The organism is Tenacibaculum sp. IMCC1 (genome assembly GCF_054906355.1).
The window spans coordinates 3,281,370-3,306,395 of the sequence record NZ_CM142818.1 but is presented as its reverse complement, the minus strand read 5'-3'; the positions used below and the strand labels follow the sequence as shown (position 1 = coordinate 3,306,395).

The 25,026-nt window shown below is 30.6% G+C and carries 25 protein-coding genes; 16 read left to right on the top strand and 9 right to left on the bottom strand.

Features of this window, described 5'->3' with window-relative positions; translation table 11 throughout:
- Positions 1–11 precede the first annotated feature (11 nt).
- The 15 genes from ACXIHB_RS15385 (at position 12) to ACXIHB_RS15315 (ending at position 12,960) form a co-directional block, all read left to right on the top strand.
- Entirely contained in the window at positions 12–1,097 is a 1,086-nt protein-coding gene (locus ACXIHB_RS15385) for an L-dopachrome tautomerase-related protein (protein ID WP_462098587.1), read from the top strand.
- Between the two features lie 430 nt (positions 1,098–1,527).
- A complete protein-coding gene (locus tag ACXIHB_RS15380; RefSeq protein ID WP_073181305.1) occupies positions 1,528–2,448 on the top strand; it encodes a helix-turn-helix domain-containing protein in 921 nt (306 codons plus the stop codon).
- Positions 2,449–2,525: 77 nt separating this feature from the next.
- Complete coding sequence (locus ACXIHB_RS15375) at positions 2,526–3,458, top strand: nuclear transport factor 2 family protein (protein ID WP_173360667.1); 933 nt, start codon at positions 2,526–2,528, stop codon at positions 3,456–3,458.
- Between the two features lie 2 nt (positions 3,459–3,460).
- The gene (locus ACXIHB_RS15370) at positions 3,461–4,483 is read left to right on the top strand and encodes an alpha/beta hydrolase (RefSeq protein WP_462098586.1); all 1,023 of its coding nucleotides are present in this window, start codon (positions 3,461–3,463) and stop codon (positions 4,481–4,483) included.
- Positions 4,484–4,592: 109 nt separating this feature from the next.
- A complete protein-coding gene (locus ACXIHB_RS15365) occupies positions 4,593–5,030 on the top strand; it encodes a MarR family transcriptional regulator (RefSeq protein WP_073181308.1) in 438 nt (145 codons plus the stop codon).
- A 69-nt stretch (positions 5,031–5,099) separates the two neighbouring features.
- Entirely contained in the window at positions 5,100–5,579 is a 480-nt protein-coding gene (locus ACXIHB_RS15360) for a hypothetical protein (RefSeq protein ID WP_156167025.1), read from the top strand.
- Complete coding sequence (locus tag ACXIHB_RS15355) at positions 5,576–6,514, top strand: NAD(P)H-dependent oxidoreductase (protein ID WP_159616086.1); 939 nt, start codon at positions 5,576–5,578, stop codon at positions 6,512–6,514. The genes ACXIHB_RS15360 and ACXIHB_RS15355 overlap by 4 nt, the downstream gene beginning before the upstream one ends.
- Before the next feature lie 2 nt (positions 6,515–6,516).
- Complete coding sequence (locus ACXIHB_RS15350) at positions 6,517–7,113, top strand: short chain dehydrogenase (RefSeq protein WP_462098585.1); 597 nt, start codon at positions 6,517–6,519, stop codon at positions 7,111–7,113.
- Positions 7,114–7,123: 10 nt separating this feature from the next.
- Positions 7,124–8,194, top strand: coding sequence for an ankyrin repeat domain-containing protein (locus tag ACXIHB_RS15345; RefSeq protein WP_462098584.1), 1,071 nt, complete (start codon positions 7,124–7,126; stop codon positions 8,192–8,194).
- Between the two features lie 114 nt (positions 8,195–8,308).
- The gene (locus tag ACXIHB_RS15340) at positions 8,309–8,626 is read left to right on the top strand and encodes a hypothetical protein (protein WP_073181312.1); all 318 of its coding nucleotides are present in this window, start codon (positions 8,309–8,311) and stop codon (positions 8,624–8,626) included.
- Positions 8,601–9,536, top strand: a complete 936-nt coding sequence (locus tag ACXIHB_RS15335) for an FAD:protein FMN transferase (protein WP_159432104.1) — start codon at positions 8,601–8,603, stop codon at positions 9,534–9,536. Before ACXIHB_RS15340 ends, ACXIHB_RS15335 begins: the two co-directional genes overlap by 26 nt.
- Complete coding sequence (rsxC, locus tag ACXIHB_RS15330; protein ID WP_159492496.1) at positions 9,533–10,789, top strand: electron transport complex subunit RsxC; 1,257 nt, start codon at positions 9,533–9,535, stop codon at positions 10,787–10,789. The genes ACXIHB_RS15335 and rsxC overlap by 4 nt, the downstream gene beginning before the upstream one ends.
- Complete coding sequence (locus tag ACXIHB_RS15325) at positions 10,786–11,877, top strand: RnfABCDGE type electron transport complex subunit D (RefSeq protein ID WP_462098583.1); 1,092 nt, start codon at positions 10,786–10,788, stop codon at positions 11,875–11,877. The genes rsxC and ACXIHB_RS15325 overlap by 4 nt, the downstream gene beginning before the upstream one ends.
- A 5-nt stretch (positions 11,878–11,882) precedes the next feature.
- Positions 11,883–12,530 carry a nitroreductase family protein gene (locus tag ACXIHB_RS15320; protein WP_462098582.1) on the top strand — a complete coding sequence of 216 codons (648 nt, stop codon included), beginning with the start codon at positions 11,883–11,885 and terminating at the stop codon, positions 12,528–12,530.
- 154 nt (positions 12,531–12,684) lie between these two features.
- Positions 12,685–12,960, top strand: coding sequence for a hypothetical protein (locus tag ACXIHB_RS15315; RefSeq protein ID WP_281980304.1), 276 nt, complete (start codon positions 12,685–12,687; stop codon positions 12,958–12,960).
- Between the two features lie 66 nt (positions 12,961–13,026).
- Here the strand turns inward: ACXIHB_RS15315 and ACXIHB_RS15310 are convergent, their stop codons facing one another.
- The 3 genes from ACXIHB_RS15310 to ACXIHB_RS15300 form a co-directional block, all read right to left on the bottom strand.
- Positions 13,027–13,950 carry an AraC family transcriptional regulator gene (locus ACXIHB_RS15310; RefSeq protein WP_167713491.1) on the bottom strand — a complete coding sequence of 308 codons (924 nt, stop codon included), beginning with the start codon at positions 13,948–13,950 and terminating at the stop codon, positions 13,027–13,029.
- A gap of 399 nt (positions 13,951–14,349) precedes the next feature.
- On the bottom strand, positions 14,350–14,658 hold the full coding sequence (locus ACXIHB_RS15305) for a hypothetical protein (RefSeq protein ID WP_047789311.1): 309 nt from the start codon (positions 14,656–14,658) through the stop codon (positions 14,350–14,352).
- Positions 14,645–15,958, bottom strand: a complete 1,314-nt coding sequence (locus ACXIHB_RS15300) for an NAD(P)/FAD-dependent oxidoreductase (protein ID WP_462098581.1) — start codon at positions 15,956–15,958, stop codon at positions 14,645–14,647. Before ACXIHB_RS15300 ends, ACXIHB_RS15305 begins: the two co-directional genes overlap by 14 nt.
- A 113-nt stretch (positions 15,959–16,071) precedes the next feature.
- Here ACXIHB_RS15300 and ACXIHB_RS15295 point away from each other — a divergent pair, with 113 nt between their 5' ends.
- The gene (locus ACXIHB_RS15295) at positions 16,072–16,506 is read left to right on the top strand and encodes a DUF7738 domain-containing protein (RefSeq protein WP_047789313.1); all 435 of its coding nucleotides are present in this window, start codon (positions 16,072–16,074) and stop codon (positions 16,504–16,506) included.
- Here the strand turns inward: ACXIHB_RS15295 and ACXIHB_RS15290 are convergent.
- From ACXIHB_RS15290 to ACXIHB_RS15265, 6 genes are all read right to left on the bottom strand, one after another.
- Positions 16,501–17,028 (bottom strand): hypothetical protein, encoded by a 528-nt coding sequence (locus ACXIHB_RS15290; protein ID WP_462098580.1) that lies wholly within the window; start codon positions 17,026–17,028, stop codon positions 16,501–16,503. The genes ACXIHB_RS15295 and ACXIHB_RS15290 overlap by 6 nt on opposite strands.
- Complete coding sequence (locus ACXIHB_RS15285; RefSeq protein ID WP_047789315.1) at positions 17,029–17,451, bottom strand: secondary thiamine-phosphate synthase enzyme YjbQ; 423 nt, start codon at positions 17,449–17,451, stop codon at positions 17,029–17,031.
- Positions 17,452–17,460: 9 nt separating this feature from the next.
- The gene (locus tag ACXIHB_RS15280) at positions 17,461–18,210 is read right to left on the bottom strand and encodes a LytR/AlgR family response regulator transcription factor (RefSeq protein WP_047789316.1); all 750 of its coding nucleotides are present in this window, start codon (positions 18,208–18,210) and stop codon (positions 17,461–17,463) included.
- 2 nt (positions 18,211–18,212) lie between these two features.
- Positions 18,213–21,128, bottom strand: coding sequence for a sensor histidine kinase (locus ACXIHB_RS15275; RefSeq protein WP_281980307.1), 2,916 nt, complete (start codon positions 21,126–21,128; stop codon positions 18,213–18,215).
- A gap of 89 nt (positions 21,129–21,217) precedes the next feature.
- Positions 21,218–22,543, bottom strand: coding sequence for a hypothetical protein (locus tag ACXIHB_RS15270; protein ID WP_047789318.1), 1,326 nt, complete (start codon positions 22,541–22,543; stop codon positions 21,218–21,220).
- Positions 22,544–22,632: 89 nt separating this feature from the next.
- A complete protein-coding gene (locus ACXIHB_RS15265) occupies positions 22,633–24,795 on the bottom strand; it encodes a choice-of-anchor D domain-containing protein (RefSeq protein ID WP_462098579.1) in 2,163 nt (720 codons plus the stop codon).
- Positions 24,796–25,026: the final 231 nt, after the last annotated feature.

The window sequence follows — 25,026 nt, the reverse complement described above, 5'->3', positions numbered from 1 at the left end:
AATATTTTAAAATGAAAAAAATACTCATACTATCGCTATCTATTTTCTCTCTTATTACTTGTAAAAACGAAACTAAAAGAGAAACTAAAAAACCTGAAAACAAGCAATCTATTTCAGAAAACAAATCAAACATTACAGAGATTGCTAGCTTTAAAGGGCAGCAAGTTACAGGAGTTACTGTAACTCAAGACGGTCGTGTATTTGCTAATTTTCCTAGATGGCGAGATTCAGTAAAGTATTCAGTAGTCGAAGTGTTTAAAAATGGTTCGTATAAACCTTACCCAAACGAGGTTTGGAATCTTTGGCAACTAGAGGAACACCCAAAAGAAGATCTATTTCTTGCTGTACAATCTGTTGTTGCTTTTGAAGATAAACTATACATTTTAGACACGAGAAACCCAAAGTTTAATGGTGTTGTAGATGCTCCTAGAGTGTTTATTTTCAACTTGAATACTAATATTTTAGAGCAAACGTATAAATTAGAAAAGGACAGCTATCATACCGATTCTTACATTAACGATTTACGTGTAGATAAGACCAATAACAAACTATATCTTACAGATTCTAACCACGCAGGATTAGTCGCTTTAAATTTAAACACAGGAAAAAGTACCCGTATTTTAGATAATCATAAAAGTACCATGGCTGAAGTATCTGAACTTACGTTTGACAACACAGTTTGGAAAAACGTTGTGCATTCCGATGGAATTGCGTTTGACCAAAAAAATCAACGTTTATTTTACCATGCACTTTCAGGTTATAGCTTGTACTCTATTCCAGTAAATAGTTTCAATTTAAAAGACAAATCTAAAATAGAAGCTTCTGTAAAATTTGAAGCTAAAACGTCTGCGCCAGATGGAATGATTTTTGACCAAAAAGGTAATCTTTATTATGGCGATTTAGAGCACAACAAAATTAATTATATTACTCCAAATGGTACTATTAAAACTTTAATAGAAGGTGAAAAAGTAAAATGGGCAGATACTTTTAGTATATACGATGGAGATTTGTATTATACCAATTCTAGAATTAATGAAGCCTCAGGCGATATCAGTAACCTAAATTTTACCATTAATAAAATTGCATTGCCAAAATAATGTAATATCAATAGATCTTTATTAAAGCATTATCGTCTACTAAGTGAATATGAAAAATAATTCACCTATGAAAATAGACAAACATTGTAATCGTTAAAACAAAAAATCGGCTTAAGTTTTTTGAAATTTTAAGCCGATTTTTTATACTGAGACATTACTACAAAGTCCATTTGAGACATCTATACACTAAACACTTTTTTAATAAATAAAAGTATTGTAAATTATATTTATAAGTAAAAAATAAAGTTGAAATAAATGACTTTTAGATAGCAAACGCTTCTAATATTTATTAATACATTGAAAAAAATGGAAAATAATAGTTATTTAGTTGATAAACTTCAAGATAAAATGACTGTAAAATATAAAAATAATCAACGTCTTAATTATATACTTTTGTAAAGTCTATTGTTTAGTTTCGTCTTTAAATAGTATGCAACACTTTAAAAATATAGCCGCTTATTGTAAGGCAATTAATATTTCACCACCAAAGCATCCCGATTTTGACATCAGAAGCTTTAAAGACAATATGCCTACAATAGTTAGTCAAATGCCCGCTTTTAGGCATGAGTTTTATGCTATTGCTATAAAGGTTGAAGGTAGTGGCATTGCTATTACAGGTCATTTTAAAGATTTTCCAGACGGTTCTGTTATTTTTTTTAACTCGCCTTTTCAACTTATTTCCTGGGATATTATTCCAGATTGGAATGGTTATTATTTGATGTTTTCTAAAGATTTTATCGCTAAATCTAATTTTCTTCAAGATATTTTAAGTCACTTCTCGTTTTTAAAAATTGAAAAAAGCACGCCTTTTGAGGTTAGTAAAGATGATGTGACTAAAATACTGTCTGTATATAATGCTATTTACAATGAATACCACAGCGATAACGTTGACAAGTTTCAACTTATCGAATCATATTTATTGCTATTACTAAATGTGGTAAAACGGTACTTTCATAAAAACATTAGCAATACAAATGCTGCTGCTGAAATACGTAAAACCGATTTAAAAATTCTATCTCGTTTTCAATCACAAATTGAAATAAGCTTTTACCCTAACTCAATTATTTCTAATAAAACCAATCCGCACACCACACGATTTTATGCCGAATTATTAAATATTCATCCTAATCATCTAAATGCTGTAGTAAAGCTAATTACTGGTCAAACTGCAAAACAAACTATACAAAAACACGTCTTGCATTTGGCTAAATCACGTTTAATACATTCAGAAGCCAGTATTAAAGAAATTGCTTATGGTTTGCATTTCGATTCGCCAAACAGTTTTAGCAGCTTCTTTAAAAAACACACGCAAAAAACACCTGCTAGTTATCGTAAAATAGCTAATCTTTGATTTTTATACCTCTTGCTTTGATTCTGTAAATTTTTCTTCGCTGTTCTGTAGCATCTTTGTACTGTAATACAAGCACTATGAAATATTTATTAACAATTGCTACGCTTTTAACAGCAATTACAATACAAGGCAAAACAATGACATCACCAAAAGACATCGTTTTAAAGTTATTTAAAGCATCTGATGAAAGGGATTGGTCTCAAGTAGAAGACTGTTTTAACACCGAAGTTGTATTAGATTATTCCTCTATGGGAAGTCCAGCAACGACCTTAAAACCATCAGAAATTACCAGCACTTGGAAAACCATTTTACCAGGTTTTACCTACACTCATCATCAAATAAGCAACCTTACGGAAACCATAAATGGGGAAACTGCCAAAGTGTTTGCTTATGGCACGGCAACCCATTATTTAGAAGACGACAAAGGACATGTTTGGACGGTAGTTGGCACTTATAATTTAGACTTAAAACTAATAAATAAACAATGGAAAATCACTAAAATGATATTTAATTTTAAATATCAAGATGGTAACCTTTCCTTACCGCAAAAAGCTATCAATAATGTTACAGGACATGTAAAAGAATTATCAACTTCAGAAAAAAACATCCGTACGGTTAAAGCATTCTTTAAAGCACTTGAAGATGAAAATGCAGGAACTGTAGCCAATCTTTTTGCAGAAGATGGTAAGCAAATTAATCCATACCATTCAGACCTTTTTCCTAAAGGAGCGCAAGGACAAGCAGGAATAAAAGCCTATTGGGAACCTGTTTTTCCAAATTTTGATGGAATGACATTTAACATTGAAGACATTTTTGCAATGGAAAATACTGCAATGGTATATGCAAAATACACAGGACACATAAAACTAAAACATAATGCAGGCATATACAGTAACAACTATTATTCAACTTTTAAATTCAATACTGAAGGTAAAATTACCGAATATGTCGAAATTTTCAACCCAATAGTAGCCGCAAGAGGTTTTGGCTTAATCGATAAAATCAAATAAACATGAAAATATTAACAATAGCACTTACAGCATTTATAGTAATTACTGGCTATAAAGCCATCACAAAAAACAGCCCACAAAAACTAACAAAGACAAAAGAAATAACACATAAAAAGATGAAAAAAGTAACATTTAAAAGCGATGGATTAAACTTAGTAGGGCATTTATATTACCCAGCAAATTATAGAGAAGGAAACACGTATCCTGCAGTAGTCGTTTCAGGAAGTTGGACAACCGTTAAAGAACAAATGGCTGGTTTATATGCTGAAAAACTAGCGGAAAAAGGATTAATTACATTAGCTTTTGATTTTAGAAATTATGGTGAAAGTGAAGGTGAACCACGTTTTTACGAAAGCCCAAATCTTAAGAAAGAAGATATAAAAAATGCAGTCTCTTTTTTAGAAAGTTTAAAAGAAGTAGATAATTCAAAAATTGGTGCATTTGGTGTTTGCGCAGGTGCAATGTATACCTTAATAGCTTCTTCAGAAGACAACCGCATTAAATCTGTAGTCACTACAGCATCTTGGTTACACGATGCAGAAGCTGTAAAATTATTTTATGGAGGTAAAGAAGGTGTGCAGGCAAAAATTAAGGCAGCACAACAGGCAAAAAAAATGTATGGAGAAACAGGGGAAGTAGCTTATATTCCAACCATTTCAAAAACAGACTCAACTGCCGCAATGTACGGACCATACGATTATTATTTAAATAAAGATCGTGGTGCTGTAAAACAATGGAGTAACGATAAATTTGCTGTAGCAAGTTGGGAAGATTGGTTAACAGTAGATCCAATGCCAACTGCAAAAAAATTAAATAAACCTGTATTAATGATACATTCAGACGGTGCTGTGCTACCAGCATATACCAAAAAATATTTTAATAACATTGCAGCAACCGACAAAGAATTGTATTGGATGGATACAGAGTTAGAATCACCATTTCATCAATTCGCATACTACGACCAAGATGCCGAAGTTATTGAAGCTGTAAAAAAAGCAAGTAACTGGTTTGTTAATAAAATGTAAAAAAGAAATAGGTTATAATAGTGATTTAAATCACTATTATAATTTTAAGTTAAAAAATTGTATGTACAACTAATTACATATAACTTTGTCTCATAATTTTAATAAAAAAATGAGTACACCTTTAAAGTCTTTTCAGGAATGCTGTTTGTATTTTACTACAAACACTCTATCAAGGTATATAGGTAAACTAGCAGAAGATGCCTTCAGAGTTACTAGTCTAGCACCATCTTATGCTCATTTAATGTTATTAATAATTGATGAACCTAATTTAAGTCAAAACGAATTAAGTAAGCGTATAAATGTAAAAGCATCTACAATGACTCGTTTTATAGATAAATTAGTTCTGATGCAATTAGTAGAACGAACTCACGAAGGTAGAAACACACTTATTATTCCTACTGAAAAAGGTAAGAACCTAAAACCTTCATTAGACGAAGCACTGGGTAACTTATATAAAGCTTACTGTAATTTATTAGGAGAAGAATTTGCTGTAAAACTAACTGCTGACATGCATTTAGCTAATACAAAACTTAACGAAGTAGAATAAAAGTCTATCAATACTTTGATAAATGAAAGACTCTAAATTAAATTGTATGTACAACTAATTTAAATACTAATGAATACAAAAACTATAGAGTATGAACAACTAATGCATACTTTTCGAAATAGAAAATTTACTAAAAATGATATTAAAAGCTTTGTTTACAAAATATTTTCTATGTATGAACGGGCTACTTGTAATAACGAACATGTATCTGCAGAAGCTTTCAATAAATTAATTGCAGATGATATTTTCGTAGACTTTCCAGCTTACAAAAATATACATTCAAAATCTGAATTTTTGGAATGGCATAGATGGATACATGATTTACTCATTTCTGATGATCATGACATCGAAAAAATAGATGTAAGTTACCTTAGTAACGGTAAGTATATGGCTCAATTTATTGTACACTGGCGGGCTCTTTTTAAAGACAACACTTACTCTGATCTCCGTGTAGATCAACAATGGATAATGCGAGAAGATACCAATGAACCATTACCTATTATAGAACGCTATTTGGTAACTGACGCCACAAATTTTAAACAAAAATGAAAACATTAATGATTTTAGCGCATCCAAATCTTAAAGATTCGGTAGCCAATAAACATATATCAACAGAAATTGCTGCACAATTTAATCATTTTGAGATCAGTGATATCTTCAACCAATATCCCGATTTTAAAATAGATGTAGAAGCCGAACAAGCCAAACTACTTGCTGCAGATACGATTATTTTTCAATTTCCATTTTTTTGGTACAATATGCCAGCCATTTTAAAACAATGGTTTGATGAAGTGTTTAGTTTCAACTTTGCATATGGTTCTAAGGGTGATAAATTAAGAGGTAAAAACTTTTTGTTAAGCATTACCGTTGGCGGACCAGAAGAGGCATACACGCCAATAGGTTACAATCATTTTGCCATAGAAGAACTAATCAAACCCTTACAACAAACGGCATATTTAAGTCAAATGAATTATCTAAAACCGGTTTATACACATGGTTTAACTTATGTTCCGGGTGTGTATAATACCAAAGAGGTTGTTTTGCAACGTGCCGATAATCATATTAAAAAATTAGCTGCTGTTTTAGAGGGAATAACCAATACTAGTGCAGAAGTACGTATTGAGCGCTTTGTAAAAGATTGGTTTGCCAAATTTGATGTTTTGTCAGATGCATCTTCATTTACGCCTTATATAAATAACGATACGCAATTTCAATTTGTTGAGGGAGAATTTACTGGTATTAAAGGGTTTGAAACTTGGTACACCAACATTAAAAATACCTTAAAACCCAATAATGAACATCGTATTGAGTCCATAATCATTCAAGAAGAAAACAATGCTTTTGATGTGTATTTAACTATTAAGCTAAAAGCAGAAAAAGTATCTGGTGAATTATTACAGCTCAATGTTAAAGAACATTGGAAACTAGTCCTAACAACTAATGGTCAAATACAAATTAAAGAATATATAGTAAACGAATTATAAAAATGAAAAAAGTAATTATAGTCGGTGCAACAGGCATCATTGGTTCAAAAGTACAAGATATTTTATGTAAAGATTATGAAATTATTACTATTAATCGTACAAGTGGCAATTATAAATTAGACATGGCAAATGCAGAAGCAGTAGATACTACGCTTAAAAGCATTGGTGGTTTTGATGCACTAATAGCAACAAGCGGTTATGGTAAATGGGGAAACATAGAAGAACATAGTATTCAAGATTTTCACGACGGTTTGCAAAGTAAGTTAATGGGGCAAATAAACTTAGTTATGCTGGGTAGAAAGTATGCCAATCCAGGTGCGACTTTCGTATTATCTTCTGGTATCTTAGCACAACAACCAATGGTTGGTGGTTTATCTTTAAGCGTTATTAATGCAGGTGTAGAAGCGTTTGTAAAAGCAGCTACCGTAGAAAGCAAAGAATTTAAAATTAATGCGGTAAGTCCATCTTTTACAAAAGAAACTATGGAACAAATGGGAATGGATTCTACCTATGGTGTACCAGCAATTGAGTTTGCCAAATTGTATAAACAAGCCATAGAAGATGATAAAACAGGTATGATCTATCACATAAACCAATAAACATATTAGTATGAAAAAAAAACAGTTTTTAATGATAATTTTTACAGCCTTAATGCTGTTAAATTGCACCCAAAATCAAATAAAATCTTTAGAAAAAAAAGAAATTAAAACCATGGAACAAACAGCTACAGGTTTACCACAGCTCCATCAAGCTATTATAGATAATGATGAAGTTAAAGTACACGAACTAATTGCCAATGGTGCCGATATTAATCAATTAGATAGTCGTATGGGTAATGCTCCATTACATATTGCTTCGCAGACCGATAATCCAAAAATGATCGATATTTTAATTAAAAACGGTGCTTTTGTAAACCAAATTACACCACGTGCTGGGCACTCACCTTTAATGGTTGCTGCTTGGTACAGTAAAGGTGAAAATATAAAAGCTCTTTTAAAAGCAAAAGATATTAATATTTATGTAAAAAGCCCTAACGGTGGCATTATGGCAAGAGATATGATTGGTGGCTGGGATTCCTCTCCAAACGATAATGACCAGAAGAGGTATGATTCTCTTCGCAAGATAATTGATGATTATGAGGTGGATTTGAAAGAAAAAATAGCTGAGCAAAAAATATATCAGGTAGTAATAAACAAACAGCTAACCGAAGACCAAAAGCTTGAAAAAGTAACTGCTTTAATAGCAGCAGGAGAGCCTGTAAATACTGAATCGTATATAACAGGAACAGGTAACGATAAACATTCTCCGCTATTAGTAGCTTCTAGGAATAATTATCCTAAACTTGTTAATGTATTACTGAATGCTGGTGCAAACATTGGTCAGCGTGGTTACCCAATGAATGCAATTGCGTTTCATAAAGGTGGTTATAAAGGCAATCCAGAAGTTTTAGAGTTATTGGTAGCGCACAAAGACGCCCAAAAATATATAGACGATCAAGGATTGAATAATGGCTACACACCTTTGCATGATGCTATTTGGCACAACAATCCAAAAGCGGCACAAGTGCTAATAGATGCAGGAGCGCGGTTAGATCTAAAAACCTATGAAGGCGATACGCCTTTAGATTTAGCAAAACGTTATAACTATACTGAAATAATTAAGGCTATTGAAGCAAAATAGAAATAAACTTAAGACAAAAGTCATTAAGTTTATTTACTCTTTAACGAACCATTAACTACTATATTATTTATTTGTAACACGATTGATGTTACCTTTGGAGTTTACATATAATCTATGAATTTTAAGCATATAATACTTTACCTTCTTGGCATTAGTTTATTACTTTTTGGTAATCGTAATTTATGGGATAAGTGGCAAGAATCTCGAGAAAAATATAAACGAGAAAAAGCACTTGCTACTGTTAATGACAATGTTGAAAAACGTTTTGAAACTCAAAAAATCACCTACGACACCATTACAAAAACATGGAAAAATTCTAATTTTTATTTTCAAACAATAAATTTAGGAAATGTAAACTTCAAAGCTTTACGAAAAAAAGGACGAACAACTATAGAATTGGATGGAGATGAAAATGCCTCAAGTAGCCAGTAAAGCCTATATTACACAAACCCGGTTTCTATTTCATTGTCATATTAAAATTAAAATTCCTGCAAATTATCCAGAAACTTTGTTAGAGGATTGTTTCTCTTTATTAGAAACAGTAGATAGCACCTACAATTCGTATCAAAAAGGTTCTTATTTTAATCAAATTAATACCAATGCAGGTTATTGGGTTACGGTTGATAATGTTACAATTAATTTACTAAAGCAAACCATAAAAATAGCAGAAATAACAAATGGAAGTTATGATATTTCTGCTATGCCCTTAATACGTTTATGGGGATTTTATAAGGAAAAACCTACTCAACCCCCTACAGAAACAGCCATAGTAAGATGTTTAAAACAAGTAAATTATAAAAACATTCAAATACATGGTAATCATGTAAAAATAGCACCACAACAAGAGTTAATTACGGGATCGTTTATAAAAGCCTATGCTGTAGATCAACTTGTAGCCTTTTTAAAAAACAAAGGTGTTACAGATGCTATTATAAATGCTGGTGGTAGTACTATTTATGGCTTATCAGATAACACACACCCACAATGGTATATTAAAATACCACATCCTAATTTAGATAATAACTTTAAACGCTTGTCGATACAAAATACTTGCTTTTCATTATCATCTACTCAAACTCAGTTTTTAGAAATTAATGGTAAAAAATATAGTCATATTATAAATGCACAAACCGGATTTCCCTCGCAAAACTTACAAGTTGGTTTATGTTCAAAATCGGCATGTTTAGGCGATATGATTTCTACAGCCTTATTTGGGGCAGACATATCTCAATTTAAAACTATAGTGTCTCAACTTCAAAAAGTATTTGATTTTGAAGTCTATATTATAGACCACCAAATGCAACTACATTCGCAATATTTTAAACCCTTTTTAAGCTTATGATGCATATTCCATCATTAAAATCGAAAACAAAATCAAAAACAATAAAAACACTTGCTACTCCAAAATACTTATATATGCCTTTACAAGCTTACCGAGGTAGTTTGAAGCCGTTGGTAGGTATAGGTGACAATATTTTGAAACATCAAAAAATCGCTAGTTCCGAAGGTATTTTTGCGTCATCAATACATGCACCAGTATCAGGCACTGTGATAGACATAATAAGCAATGATGGTTCATCTTATATTAAAATTGAAAATAATTTTAGGGAAGAAAAAGTTTCTAAAAAACCAATTAATATTGAAGCTTTAACAAAGGAACAAATTCTTACGTTTATAAAAGAATATGGTATTGAAGGTAGTGGTGGCGCGCGTTTTCCTTCTGCAACAAAATATCAAACCAATACGCAATCTATATCGTATTTTTTAATTAATGGTGCCGAGTGCGAACCTTATTTGAGTGCAGATTATGCGGTTATGCAACAAGACGCAGAAGCATTAATTAAAGCCATTAAAGTTGTACAAAAAGTAATTAAAGCTAAACACATTATTTTTGGTATTGAAAAACAACACAAAGAATTAAAATCTCATTTGCAAAATGTAGCCTCTAGATTAGGCATTACAATTCAAGTAAAATTATTACCTAACACTTATCCTCAAGGTGGTGAATTACAGCTTATAAAATCATTAACTAAAAAAGAAATACCAAAAGGTAGTATTCCTGCAAATCATGGTATTATGGTTAATAATGTTGGTACTTTATGGGCATTGTATCAAGCATTTTATAAACAACAACCTTATACCGAACGTATTGTTACAATTTCTGGTGAGAAGGCTGTAAACCATGGTAATTATAGAGTAGCTATTGGTACACCTTTAAATCATATTTTAGAAACATTAGGTCAACCATGGGATAACGATATGCAAACGGTTATTTTGGGAGGTCCCATGATGGGAAAGGCTGTACACCATCCAGAAACACCTATAAACAAAGGTAGTGGAGGCTTATTGACTATGCCAAACCCTAAGAACAAACGTTATAACTGTATCCAATGCGGATATTGTACCGATGTTTGTCCGCAGCGTTTAATGCCAATGGAGTTTGCGCGTCATGCTGCAAATAAAGATACTCAAAAGTTAAACGATTTTAACTTAATGGACTGTATAGAATGTGGTGCTTGTGCGTATATATGTCCTAGTGATGTGCCTTTAATGCAAAGTATTTTTTCTGGTAAAACCTTAATACAACAAGCATGAGTTTAAACCCATATATAAAACCAAAATTTGGTAGTACTTCTGCTGTGATGTTAGATGTTATTATTGCATTATTACCTTTATCCATTATTAGTATCATTGCGTTTGGTATGCTTGCTTTAAGCTTACTGTTAGTGGCCACAGGAACTGCTTTATTAACAGAACTTGTTTGCGCGTTCTTATACACAAAAAATTATAAAAGTATTTTAGATGGCTCTGCTATTGTAACTGCTTTGTTAATGTGTTTTACAATTTCGCCAATAACACCTTGGTATATCGTTGCTTTTGGTGCTGCTGCTGCGATTATTTTTGGTAAAGTAGTTTGGGGCGGATTAGGAAAAAATAGATTTAATCCTGCATTAGTAGGACGAGAATTTATGACTACTTTCTATCCTGTAATTATGACCTCGGCAAGTATTTGGGCAACCAAAAGCTTTGTTAACACACCAAGTATTAACTTATTCTCGGGTTTAGAACATCCATTTTTGTCTCAATATTTAAACCAACTAGTTTATAATACTAGTGGAGCTATGGGAGAATATTCAATATTGGCTATTAGCTTAGGTGGACTATATTTATTATTTAAAAATAGAATATCTTGGCATATTCCGCTAGCGTTATTAGCTGTATTTTTTCTTGGGTTTTGGTTAATAGATGGTGGTGAAAATTATCACTTTTCTTTAGCAGGCATATTATTAGGTACTATTTTTATGGCTACCGATATGCCTTCTAGCCCTACCAATACCAATGGTAAACTGTATTACGGCGCTATGATTGGACTTGTAGCTTTTTTATTGCTTTTAGGCAACGTTAGTTACGAGTATATGTCTTTTTCAATTTTAATCCTTAATGGGTTTTCATACTTAATTTCACAAGCATTTAAACCTAAAGTTTGGGGTAAAAGCATAAATAGAAAAACACAAATAGAACAGCTGTTTTTTCTTACGCTAGCTATTATAGGCGTTACTTTATCTGTTATTACCCTTAACTATTACCATTTAACCGCTTACGTTGTATATCTATACATTATATATATTATTTTAAAATTTAATTTTTCATTTAGTAAAAAAATATTCAATCCAATACAGTAGTAATTATGAAGAAGTTTTTGTTTTTAGCTCTTAGTATAGCTTTATTTTCTTGTGAAGAAAAGCCCGTAGAAAAAACAACCTATTCTGGATCACAACGCGAAGCCATTATAGACAATATTTTAACACGCCGATCTATTAGAAAATATACAGATCAACAGGTTAGTAAAGCCCAATTAGATACAGTTATGAAAAGCGCTTTATTTGCGCCAAGTGCATTGAATAAACAACCTTGGGAAGTACGCGTTATTCAGAATCAAGAATTATTAACCGAAATTAATAATCGTTTTTTAAATTACGCACAAGGCAAAGAATTTCAAGGTAGTGCCGCACGTTATAGAGAACCTGGTTTTAGCATTTTTCATAGCGCCCCAACGCTTATTGTTATAGCTAGAAATAAAAGTAGTAATATTAGCTATTTAGATAGTGGTATTATTTTGCAAAACATTTTATTAAGTGCGCATGCTATAGATTTAGGCACGTGCCCATTAGGGACTTTAGTACCAATTTTAAATCTAGAAGAAAATAAAGACATTTTAGAACTACTAAACATTCCTGAAGGTTTTGAAGTCGCTATTAATGTTGCTTTGGGGCACCCTGACGAACAACCTGTAGCACCAAAACGTTACCCAGATCGAATTAAAATTATAGAATAGATTAAAATATTTTTTATATTTGGTGTTCTCTAAATTGCTATATATTTCTTCATTATATTTTTTAGTTGTCAGTAAGATTTGTTAGCAATTTTATTAAACTCATAAGTATTTTATGAATAAAAATGAAAAGAAAAATTTAATCAAAAATTAAAATATGATAGAAATATTAGCATTAGTTTTTTTAGGTAAGAAAATAGCTGAATTAGCAGGAGAAAAAGGAGAAAGCCCTAATAAATGGAGAGGTATAATGATTGGCTCTTGGTTTGGAGCAGAAATTTTGGGAATTGTAATATTTGCCTCTACAATTGGAATAGGTGATGATACTATTTTTCCTGCTGCAATGGTAGGGCTAGTTTGTGGCTTAACTAGTTATTTTGTTGTAAGAAGCATATTGACTTCTAAACCTGATACTGTAAAGGAGTTATCTTAACAATAAAGTATAATAAAAAGGCATAACATTCTAAAGAATGTCATGCCTTTTATGTTTTACAATATTTTAGTCAACAGGTATACAAATATCTACAATACATTTTCCTTCGGGGTGTTCATTAGGGTTGTTATAAAAAATTTCATATGGATCTTGGTCAGCTTTTTTGAAACCATGTTCACTCATCCACACAAAGCTACTTTCCCATGCTTGTTGAAATTCTGACGGAGTAATTTCTAAACGAGATACAATACATTTTAATTCAGGTATTTCTTTTACACTTACTTCTCCTTCAGTTTTTACCTCTGAATTTAAAGTTAAACAAACACTCATTCTTATTTTGTCTTCATCAGTAATTTTAGGACTGTCGTGATATACCGTTAACATTCTTAAATTTTCCTGCTGCATTAACCCTTTAGGATAAGCCCACTCCATTAGCTTATGGTAAGCATTTTCTACTGCATCCATTTTTCCTTGATGTGTTAAATAGGCTACTTTTAAGGTTGGCATTTTTTTTACTTCGGTTTTAGCTTTCATTTGCATCCATTTTAAGTTTGTATTTATATTACAAATGTATTGCTCAAACTGTGTTTCTATTTTTCCATTCTTGCTTTCTGTTTTACAAATCTTGCTATATTTAGATGGACTTTCTTTTTTAAATTCAGCAGGACTCATTCCGTAAAACTTTTTAAAAGCTCTTGAAAATGATGACAAGGTTACAAAACCTACTATTTCGGATACTTCTGTAACTGTTTTATTTTTTTTATTTAGTAAAAAAGAAGCTGACTTTTCTACTCTCTTTCTCGTTATAAAATCATTAACCGTTTCTTTGGTTACGGCTTTAAAAAGCCTATGAAAATGATATGGAGAGAAGTATGCCTTTTCTGCTATTTCTTCTAAAACAAGTTTTTTATCCAAATTTCTTTCAATAAAATCAATAGCATTACTTATACGGATTACTGTTTTATTGGGTATTTTTTTAGTTGAGCTCATAACTACTTCTTATTTAGAAACACCTACTTATCAAGAATTAATTTCCTTTTCTTGCAAAATTAAAAATACAAAACCTCCAATAAAATATAAAATAACATCAAATATGTCCGCTGTATATCTTTCCATATATTTCGGTATTATAAACTCAAAAAAAAATGAATATAATGCACATATATAAACCATTACCCCTAATGGTATTTGATAATGTTTATTATTCTTACTCCATCTTAAAATATAAAGGCATATAGTTAATATTATAGGAATTATTAAAAAGTCGTTTACATAATTATTAACTAATGTAGGTAGTTTTATAATTAACTTTTGTGCTATATAAATTAGACTCCCTATTAGTATTGAAATAGCAAAATAATATGTAAGTATCTTTTGTTTCACGCTACCCTACCCTGCTGCTACCATTGCTATAAACCATGCTATTAAAGCTCCAATAGCACTCACCAATAAATATGCTGAATATAAAACCCAACCAACAATACGGTACAGCCAAAACGAATGTTTTTTTAACCGTTCTGCTAAATTAGGATTTTCTATTTCATGCTTCGCTTTTTTGAGTTCTTCTTGCTTATAAGCTGTAACTTTTTCTTCTTGTTTTTTTTCAAAAGAAATTAATGTATTACAGTTTTTACAGTAATCTCTATTTTTATTGAAAACTCCACAGTTAGGGCACTTAATATTTCTAGTGATTGCCATTTTCTTGTTCTTTAAAGCTATACTTATTTTTCTTTTTATAAGGGCGAATAATTAACCTTGTTTCTCTATCAAAACGTATGTAGTTATATACCCAATTCATAAACACTACCGCTTTATTTCTAAATCCGATGAGTGAAAATAGATGTACAAACATCCATATAAACCATGCAAAAACTCCTTGAAATTTCCAATGAGATAAATCTACTACCGCTTTATTTCTTCCAATGGTTGCCATAGATCCTTTGCTGTTGTACACAAATGGTTTTTGTTTTTTGCTTTTTATTTTGGCTAAGATATTTTTACCCAATAATCGTCCTTGTTGAATCGCTGGTTGCGCCATCATTGGATGCCCTCTTTTATAAGTTTTAGTTTCCATACATGCTACATCTCCAATAGCATAAATATTATCGTAGCCTATTACTTTGTTGTATTCATCTACTTTAAATCGATTAGCTCTTTCAACTACACATTCTTCATTTAAACCATTAACAGCAGCTCCTTTTACTCCTGCTGCCCAAATAACCGTTTGTGCTTTAAAATGATCTTCTCCGTTTGTAGTAACAGTTTCTCCATCATAATCAAGTACACGAAGATTTTTCCACACATCTACTCCTAGTTTTATTAAAAAATCTTCCGCTTTTTTAGAAGCTCCATTACTCATTCCTTTTAATAGCTCTCCTGAGCTTTGAATGAGATTAATTTTCATCTGCCGAATATCTAAGTCTGGGTAGTCTTTAGGTAAAATTCCTTTTTTCATTTCTGCCAAAGCTCCTGCCAACTCTACTCCTGTTGGTCCACCTCCTACAATAACAAAATTCATTAATGCTCTTCGCTTTTCTAAATCGGTTACCAATAATGCTTCTTCAAAATTCTCTAAAACCAAACTACGAATATTTAATGCTTGTGGAACCGATTTCATTTCCATAGCATACTTTTGAATATTAGTATTTCCAAAAAAGTTTGTTGTTGAACCTGTGGCTATAATCAACTCATCATACTCTAAATTTCCTATCGTAGTTTCTATATAGTTTTTCTCGGCATGTATTTGGGTTACTTTTGCTAATCTGAAGAAAAAGTTTTCTACATCATTAAATCTTTTTCTCAAAGGGAACGCTATACTGTCAGGCTCCAATCCTCCTGTGGCTACTTGATATAGTAAAGGTTGAAAAGTATGGTAATTGTGTTTATCTATTAATACTACTTGTAAATCTTGGTTTTCTAGAGCTCTTGTTACTGCCAATCCTGCAAACCCACCTCCTATAATTATTATTCGAGGAAAACTTGTTTGAGGTATGTTCATTGTTTATTAGGATTTTAAATCTAATTAGCAAATTTAACTAAAAGAGAAAGGAGTTAGTTAAAATTTATTTTTTAGTTTTACGCTCGCCCCCGTTAATCAAATCAATAACTGTCATGTTTAATTTTTTTAAAAAGAAAAAAGTAACGAGTTTAACTATTATATGTGATACTAACATTATACATGTTAATAATAAACCTCTTACATTTCCTACTAATTATAATACTTTAATTGATGTTTTAGGCAAACCTAGTAGAGAATTAAAAAAAAGTAATAATTATATTATTTGGGATACACATGGTATTTTTTGCGGTTATACTGATAGAGATAATATTTTATCCATAAATGTTTATCAAAATAAAAAAGATAGAAGTGAGTATAACACCCAAAAGCAGTTTAAAGGAAAGCTTTTTTTAAATAATGAAGAAATTACTAATAATGAGTTTGGTAAAATTCCATTAGGTAAAGTAGCTATTCACAGACTTGGTAGAGAGAGTGACACCCGTTTTGGATTTAGTCTTGGCGTTAATAGAGATTATAAAGATTTATAACTCTAATTTAACTTGCTGTAAGATTTTGTTTGTTGTGATGAGTTTGTCAATTATTTTTCTTCTTAAAGTTTCAATATCCTCTTCATAATAACGTGCCCACTTGTATTCTTTAAACAGAGTTTGAATTTGTTTTAAACGCTGATGTGCAAACCCTGAAGTCATTAAAAAATGAGCCTCTTCTGAATTATTTTGAACTCTTTTAATATTCACTTTATGCACTGTATAATCTACTTCTAAATAGAATACTTTATCTGTACTATTTAATGGATAAAAATCAGACCAATTTGCGTACCCTACATAATAATTTTGATTTTTATAGTTTTCTATTCCCTGAATCTTCCAACGACAATTGGCAACTCTACCCCAGTGATTTGAATAACGAAAAACACCCTCCGCTGTGTAATAGTAATAACTACCTGATTTACTTTGAAAATGTGCCTTCATATCATCAAAGAAATTGACATTTTGCATTTCAAACTCACAGTACGTACTTCTGTAAAAATTGAATTTATGATACTTCATTTAATTTCCAAAAGCGGTTAGTACTATTTTTCTTTTACCTCCATAATTTCTGTGCTCACCTAAGTATATTCCTTGCCAAGTTCCTAAGTTGAGATTTCCATTGGTAATTGGAATTTGTACCTGACATCCTAACATAGAACTTTTAATATGTGCTGGCATATCATCGGCACCTTCATAATCGTGTTTATAGTATGGCATATTTTCAGGAACCATTTTATTGATATGCGATTCGAAATCTATTCGAACGGTAGGATCTGCATTTTCATTAATAGTTAAACTAGCAGAAGTATGCTTTATAAATACCTGTAACTGTCCTATTTGAATATTTTCAAGCTCTGGAAGTGCTTCTAACAAAACATCTGTAATTAAGTGATAGCCTCTATTAAATGCTGGTAATTGAATTTCTTTTTGGTAAAATTGCATTTTACAAATCTAAAATACTTCTTTTATAATTTTTAGAAATTCTTGCTTTTTTGTTTTTGAAATAGGAATTGTTGTTTGATTTTGCATTAATAAAAAATCTCCGTCTTTTTTAACAAATTTTTCTAAATAATGAAGGTTTATTAAGTAAGATCTATGACATCTAAAAAATAAGTTGTTTCCCTGAAGTTGATTTTCAAAGTATGCTAGTGGTTTACAAATTAATTCTCTTTCTCTATTTGCTAAATGTACTTTTGTATACATTCCATCTGCTTCTAAGTATAAAATATCTTCATGCGAAACAAAAATAATTTCTCCTGGTACTTCTAAAGCTATTTTATGTGATGATAATGATTGAATGGCTTTTTTTAACTCTGAAAATTGTGCTGTTACCTTTTTTTGGTTAATATTAACTTTTGCTTTATTTATAGCTACTCGTAACTCTTCTCTGTCAATTGGTTTAACCAAATAATCTATTGCAGATAATTTTAGTGCTTCTAATGCGTATTGTTGATATGCTGTTGTAAAAATTAATTGAAACTCTATAGGCTCTGAAATAAAATCTAATATTTCTAAACCTGAGTACTCAGGCATTTCAATATCTAAAAAAACAATGTCTGGATTGTTTTCTTTAATTGACTTTACTCCATCTACTAAGTTATCTGCTGTAATAACATTTTTTATTTCAGGAAAAAACTCTGTAAGCATCGTTTTCATTACACTACGTGCTTTTGCCTCATCATCAATTATTAAAGCTTTCATTATTAAATTCTTTTTATTTTTAGTGTTACTATCGTTCCTGTAGCATTATTGTTTTCATCTACTTTATCCGTAAAATCTACTGAAATATCAAATAACTTTTCTTTCTTATACAACGAAACTCGCTCTTGGGTAGCGTTTACAGCAAAAGACTTATGCCCTTTTCTTTTCTTATTAATTTCTGAAGATTTTTTTCGTCCAACACCATCATCTTTTATCGTTATAATTAAAACCTTGTTAATATTTTCTTCTATTGTTATCCATAAATTCCCTTGGTCTTTCTTATGAACAAGTCCGTGTTTTATAGCATTTTCTACAAAAGGTTGTATAAACAACGGCGGAACTTCAATTTGATCTTTATTTATGTTTTTATCTACTAAGAAGTGAACCTTAAATTTATTTTCAAATCGTAATTGCTCTAATGATATATAAATCTCGAGTGAACTAAGTTCTTCTTTGAGTAGTATTACATTTACTCTACTATGATTTAAATACATTCTTATTAAACGAGAAAATTTAACTAAGTAATCACTTGCTAAATATTTCTCATTCTTCATTACATAATCTTGAATAGCTCCTAAGGAATTAAAAATAAAATGAGGGTTCATTTGTGAGCGTAAGTTTTCTAGCCTTAACTTACTTATTCTACTATCTAAAATTACCCTTTCTAGTTCTCGTTCTCCTTCCTCTTCTTTCCATTTTAATTTAATTCGGTAATATATTATTATTCCTAAAACAGATATTATAAATATTGTCACAATAAACCACCAACTTTCCCAAAAAGGCTTTTGTACAATTATTTTAACTCCTTTACTTTCTTTTCCTATACTTCCATCTAAACTTTTAGTTCTAAGTAAAAACTTATATCTTCCTGATGGAATTCCAATATATCTTACTACATCATCGTTTAACTCAGATGTTTGCCATTCTGTATTAAAACCTAAAAGTTTATATTGAAAAACATTTTTACTACTAGATTTAAATCCATTAGCATTAAAGTTAAATGTAATGTCGTTAGTTTTGTAAGGCAGTTTGTATTTTGTTTTTATTTCTTGTTCTATTCCTCCAATTTTAACATTACTTATGTAGGCTAACGGAGCTAATTTTGGTTCTATTAACTCTGGAACAGATGTGTTTATTCTACATAAAAAATTGTTACCAGGTATCCATAAATAATTATTTTGTATTACTGGAGTTTTAAATTTTATAGCACTTTTATCAGTTAAGTTTATTGTATTTATTACTTTTTTATCTGTATCGTATCGCTGTATTCCTTTTTCAGTAACAATCCATAGAAAATTGTCCTTCCCTAAAATTCCTTTTATTTGAGATTTTAACAATCCGTTTAAACAGGTTATGCTATCAGTTACTTTTCCTCCCTCTAAAGCTAAAATTTTATCTCTTGTAGTTGCCCATATTTTACCGTTAGTAGTTTGAGTGTATTCAGAAAAAATAATAGGTTTATTTTGATGATGTACTGGAATAGTTTGTAATTTATTGTTATAGGCTACTGTTCCATCAATATAAGTAACGTAAATAAGTTTGTTTTTTGAATCGTAATGAGTACTAATAGGTCTTTTGTTTTCTAAAACTATATAGTCTTTATTTCTAGAAAGTTGAGTATAAATAATAGCACGTCTATATGATAGATACACCAATGAATCTTTATTTATTTTCGTAAAACCTTTAGCTGTGGTAAACTGATTTCCTACATTAGTAATTTTCAACTTTTTTATATCATATGTATAGCTACTGGTTCCGTTTGTGCTTATATATGCTTTTTGTAGGTTTTTATTATATTTTATTCTATTAACAGGTCGTTGATTAGATAAACTGATAATTTTATAATAATTATCTTCTGTATTGTAATCTATTAAGTTACCATTTTGAGTTCCTAATAATAATCTATTATTACCAATGGTTTCTATTGAGATAATATCTTCTTTTATTTCCACAAAACTTTTCTTCGTTATTTCTAAACTTGGCACAACGAAAATTCCATTTTGCAGTGTTGCAAGCCAATAATTATTCTCATTATCTTTTAGAACATCAGTTATATGATAATCTTTAAAAATTTGTTTAGTATTATTTACTTTGTTTTTGTTTAAAGTTATATAAATACCTTTTGATGTTAACAACCAGTTTTCTTTAAACTTTTTGGTATTATAAACTTGTGCTTTTTTAAGAGCTTCAGGAAGTTTTGTGGTAGTTATTTTTCTCGTATGTATATTAACTGAAAATATCTTTGAGTTCTCCTTTTCTACTTTAACAACAACATCATCAAACCATTCAAACATTTGAAGCTTTCCTTCATTTAAAAAGTTTTTTTCTATATCAAAATTTATTTTTTTAAAAACTGCTTGCCCACTTTCTTCATAAACTTGAGTTATAGTATTAGTTTCTTTTAAATTGTAGTAAAAAAAACCATTTTTTGTTTTTGCTATTTTAGAAATATTGGCATTTAGGTCTTTTTTTATCGACGCAGTTTTTTTATCTATTTGGTAACTTTTTCTTTGTGATATAAAGAACACATCATCATTAAAAACAATTAAGCTTGCAAATGCTCCTTTCAATTCATTTGAAAAATCTTTAAATAATTGTAGTTCTTTATTTACTACTTTATAAATATGTCCTGAAATGGTCGAACACCAAATTTGTCCTTCCTTATCTATTTGTAAGTTAAAAATACTTTTTGTGGTAGAAATAGTATTTTTAACTTGCCTAAATCTTTTACCGTTGTAATAAAACAAACCTTGCTCCCCTCCAACCCAAACTAGGTTATTTTTATCTTGTATAATATTATAATTTGCTAAAGATACTAATCCATCATCAGATGTAAATTGTGTATAAAAAGGCTCCTGTGAAAATACATTTTCAAAGAGAAAAGAAATAAAGATTAGTATATAAAAAGTTTTTTTCACAAATTTAATTTTATTACAAAAAAAGGTGGTTATGCAATAATACGCAAAACACCACCTTTTAGAACTATTCTTAACTTAAAGTCTATATTTTAGTTTTTAGGTTTAGCATCACATTTTACATACCCTCCATAAGGAGCTCTAATACTTCCTCTGTTAATTCCATTAAAAAAAGGACTCCCATATTTTCCTCCTCCTATATAATCTTTTCTTACTATAAACTGTTGCAACATACATTGCCCATCTGAATTTTTCTGTACAACAGCTCCTACAGCCCATTGATATAAAGGTACCCCTGTTACCTTATGTTTTACAGTTGACCATTTATCAGATGTCATGTATTGATATATATTTTTCATACTCATTTTACCATAATATTTATTCAATCCACTTACAGCTGCATTTTTAATTGCTGAGTTTTTATCAAAACTCCCTTTTGCTGGCATTGTTACACTATTTAACTTTGCTCCTAACCAATCTTTACGTAAGTTATCAAACTTAGCAAAAGTTGTTTGAGATGTTAATTCAGGATTTTTATAATACTTCTTAATTTTTTCTGGATTTTTTGCAGCTATTACAAACTGCTTTGGTTGAGCATTATTCATCCACTTATGACCAACGTTATCGTTTTTATGATATACCTCTGCTCCAATTAATAATACTCCTGGTTCCAATAAAAGAACATTAGCATTAGTCCATTCTGGTCCGCCTCCCATTCCAAATTGGAACTGAATATTACCTTTATCGGCAGATTTTCTATATTTTTCAGGAACCACACCATAACGTTTTTGGTTTGGTGAAAAATATGCATTTAATTGATATGATGTTGGATCATATTCAATAGAAAAGCCTTCGTAAATATCACCTGGATTGCTATCAAAATGACTTGAAGGATTTCTAACAAAGTATTGTGATAAATGGTAGTAACCAGACAGTTCCATCTTATCAGAAAAACCACCATCATAAGCAGGCATTTTTTTAAATTTCGTTCTGTTTAATACATAAATTTGATTGTCTTTAAATTTATCATTTTCACTACTTTCTATAGGTGAAGGAATTTCGCTCACAACTGTTCCTTTACTATTTTCTTTAGCTAATAAAGCTTCTTTTTCCGCTACTTGTTTTTGTTGATATTCTTTATACTTTTTAAAATAAAAATCTTGCTTTTCTTTATCGTTGGGATACTTTTTAGCTAACTCTTTCTTAAACTCTTCATCTGAATACTCATTTGTATTAGACGTTGAATTAGTATCTGAACTTGTAGTTGATTTTTCTATTGATGAAGAAGCTTTCTCTTCTATTTTTTTTGTTACTTTTTGCTTAGCTTTTTTTAACATATTACCAAACTGAGCATTGGCTGTTTGATGAAACAAAAAACTAGCTAAGAATAAACAAACTAATATTGTATATTTTTTCATTTCTATTATTGTTTTTATGCTATTAGAAGCTACCTGCTTTTTACACAGGTAACTTTCTTTCTTGAATTACTATTTAAAGGGAATGTTTTTTATTGACATGCGACTGTATTCCAAGAAGCTCCAGATGGCTTAACCCATTGGTTTGCTTGTGTATTTGGTGGATTCAAAGGATCAAAACCAGCATCATGTTGAATACAAGTTAAATTAGAGTTATTATCTGCAACCATATAAATAAAGTTTATATTGTTACCATTAGCTACGTTTAAACTTGTTAAATTATTATTTCTTAAATGCAATGAAATTACTCTTGAATTATTAGAAATATCCATGCTTGATAAGTTGTTATTATAAGCAACAAGTGTTCTTAAATCTGGATACATAGAAACATCTAACGTACTAATTTGATTCTGTTCTAAATATAAAGTTCTTAAACCGTTTGCAATAGTAGGTAACACTAACGTAGAAATATTGTTACCTCCACATTGAAAATTCACTAAGCTAGAATGATTTGTTAAATCTATTGTACTAATACTATTTTGCTGAATTAATATTGTTTGTAAAGCTGTATTAGCTGAAAGATCTAATGAAGTTAAGTTATTGTTTTTTAACGACAAATGTGTTATTGCTGTGTTTTGGCTTAAATCTATACTTGTTAAAGAGTTGTTCATTGCATGAAATTGTGAAATATTTTCAAAAACCTCTAAACCAGTAACATCTGAAATACTAAGACCATCTACACGAATGACACCTGTGTAAGCTTGTGCTTCTGAAACCTGAATTTCACCATCTCCATTTGTATTTATCGATGAATTCCCTACCAATGCTGACTTAAAGTTGGCATCTGGTATGTTTACAATATTACCTGTAGCAGCTTGCAACCCCTTTCCACTAATAATAATAGCATAACTCGGTTTTGTAGGATCATTACTTTCTACAACTATCATTGCTTGCTTTTGTCCTTCAGATTGTGGTGTAAAACGTGCTGTTACCTCATAAAAGCTATTAGGAGCAATCGTTTGTGGTGCAGATACATTTACCAAAGTAAAGTTATTAGCATTGGCTCCGCTCATTCTAATATTACTTACCTCTAAATTTCCTTGACCATTATTCTGAATAGCAAAAGTTAAATCATTTCCAGAGTTCCCTACAGTAACATCACCAAAGTTCAATCCTGTTTCACTAAAAGCAATTGCAGGTTGTGCTGGCGCTGTTCCTGTTCCATTCATTGGTAAAAACACTTCATTTTCACTAGAGTTATTAAAAAATCTAATAGATGCTGAAGCAAATCCTTGTGAACTTGGCGTGAACTTAACTTCAAAAGTATATGTATCACCTGGAGCAATAGTTCTTATTAATGAACTTGTTCCTCCTATTACTGTAAAAGATGATGATGAACTACCTCCTATAATATTCACATTAGTAATCTCTAAATCTGTATTTCCTGTATTAGAAACTATAATATTTTTAGATAAGTCTTCACCTACTTCAACATTCCCAAAACTTATAGGTGATTCACTAAACTCTATAACTGACATAGGTGTTGCTGTAGCTTTACCGCTTAAGGCAATGGCTTTAACACCTGCATTAGTTGTCACCTCTAAACTTGCTGTTTTTTCTCCTACATTGGTTGGCTCAAATACTACCGTAATGGTTTTAGTTTCTCCTGCAGCTAAAGTTTCTGTTGTTGCTGAAGTTGAAAAGTTAGCAGCATTGGTCCCTTTTATTTCAAAGCCTGTAATTTCTAAGTCTGCATCTCCACTATTAGTTATAGTAAACGTAGCGTCTTTTGTTTGATTAATCTCTACGTTTCCAAAAACCAAAGCCGTTTCACTTAAATCAACACCTGGTAATGGTTTTGGTTTTGCAATTCCTGTTACTTTTACTTCTTTTTTCCCAATATTAGTCGTAATTTCTAAGATAGCCTTTTTTTCTCCTTCTGTTAAAGGAGCAAAGGTAATTTCAAAAGTATACGATTCTTCCTTTTTAATTACTTTTGGTACTGCACTAGTTGAAAAATCAGCAGCATTTGTTCCTTTTAATACAAATTCATCTATTTCTAAATCTGAACCTCCCTCATTTGTTACTTTAAACGAATAGTTAATAGTTTGTTCTACTTCTACTGCTCCAAAATCCTTTTCTATATCAGTAATAGAAAACTCTGCTGGAATAATTTCTTCATCCTTATCACAACTTGTGATACTTACAAGTACAAAAAGAATAGCACTTGCATACATGTTAATTTTTTTTCTCATGTGTGTTTATTTTTCTGATTTATTTTTTGTGCTTCCTTATAGTTATAAAGCACTTCTCCCTTATATTGGAAGTAAAATTACACACAGGACACCTCTTACAGTGAAAAAACTGCTGAAGTGATTTTATCTTTTTCTAAAACACTTTTTTTTTTTTCTAAAACACCTAATACCTATTTAAAAACAAAAAAGCCCGTCAAATGACGAGCTTTTTTACATCTACAGTCCTAATAA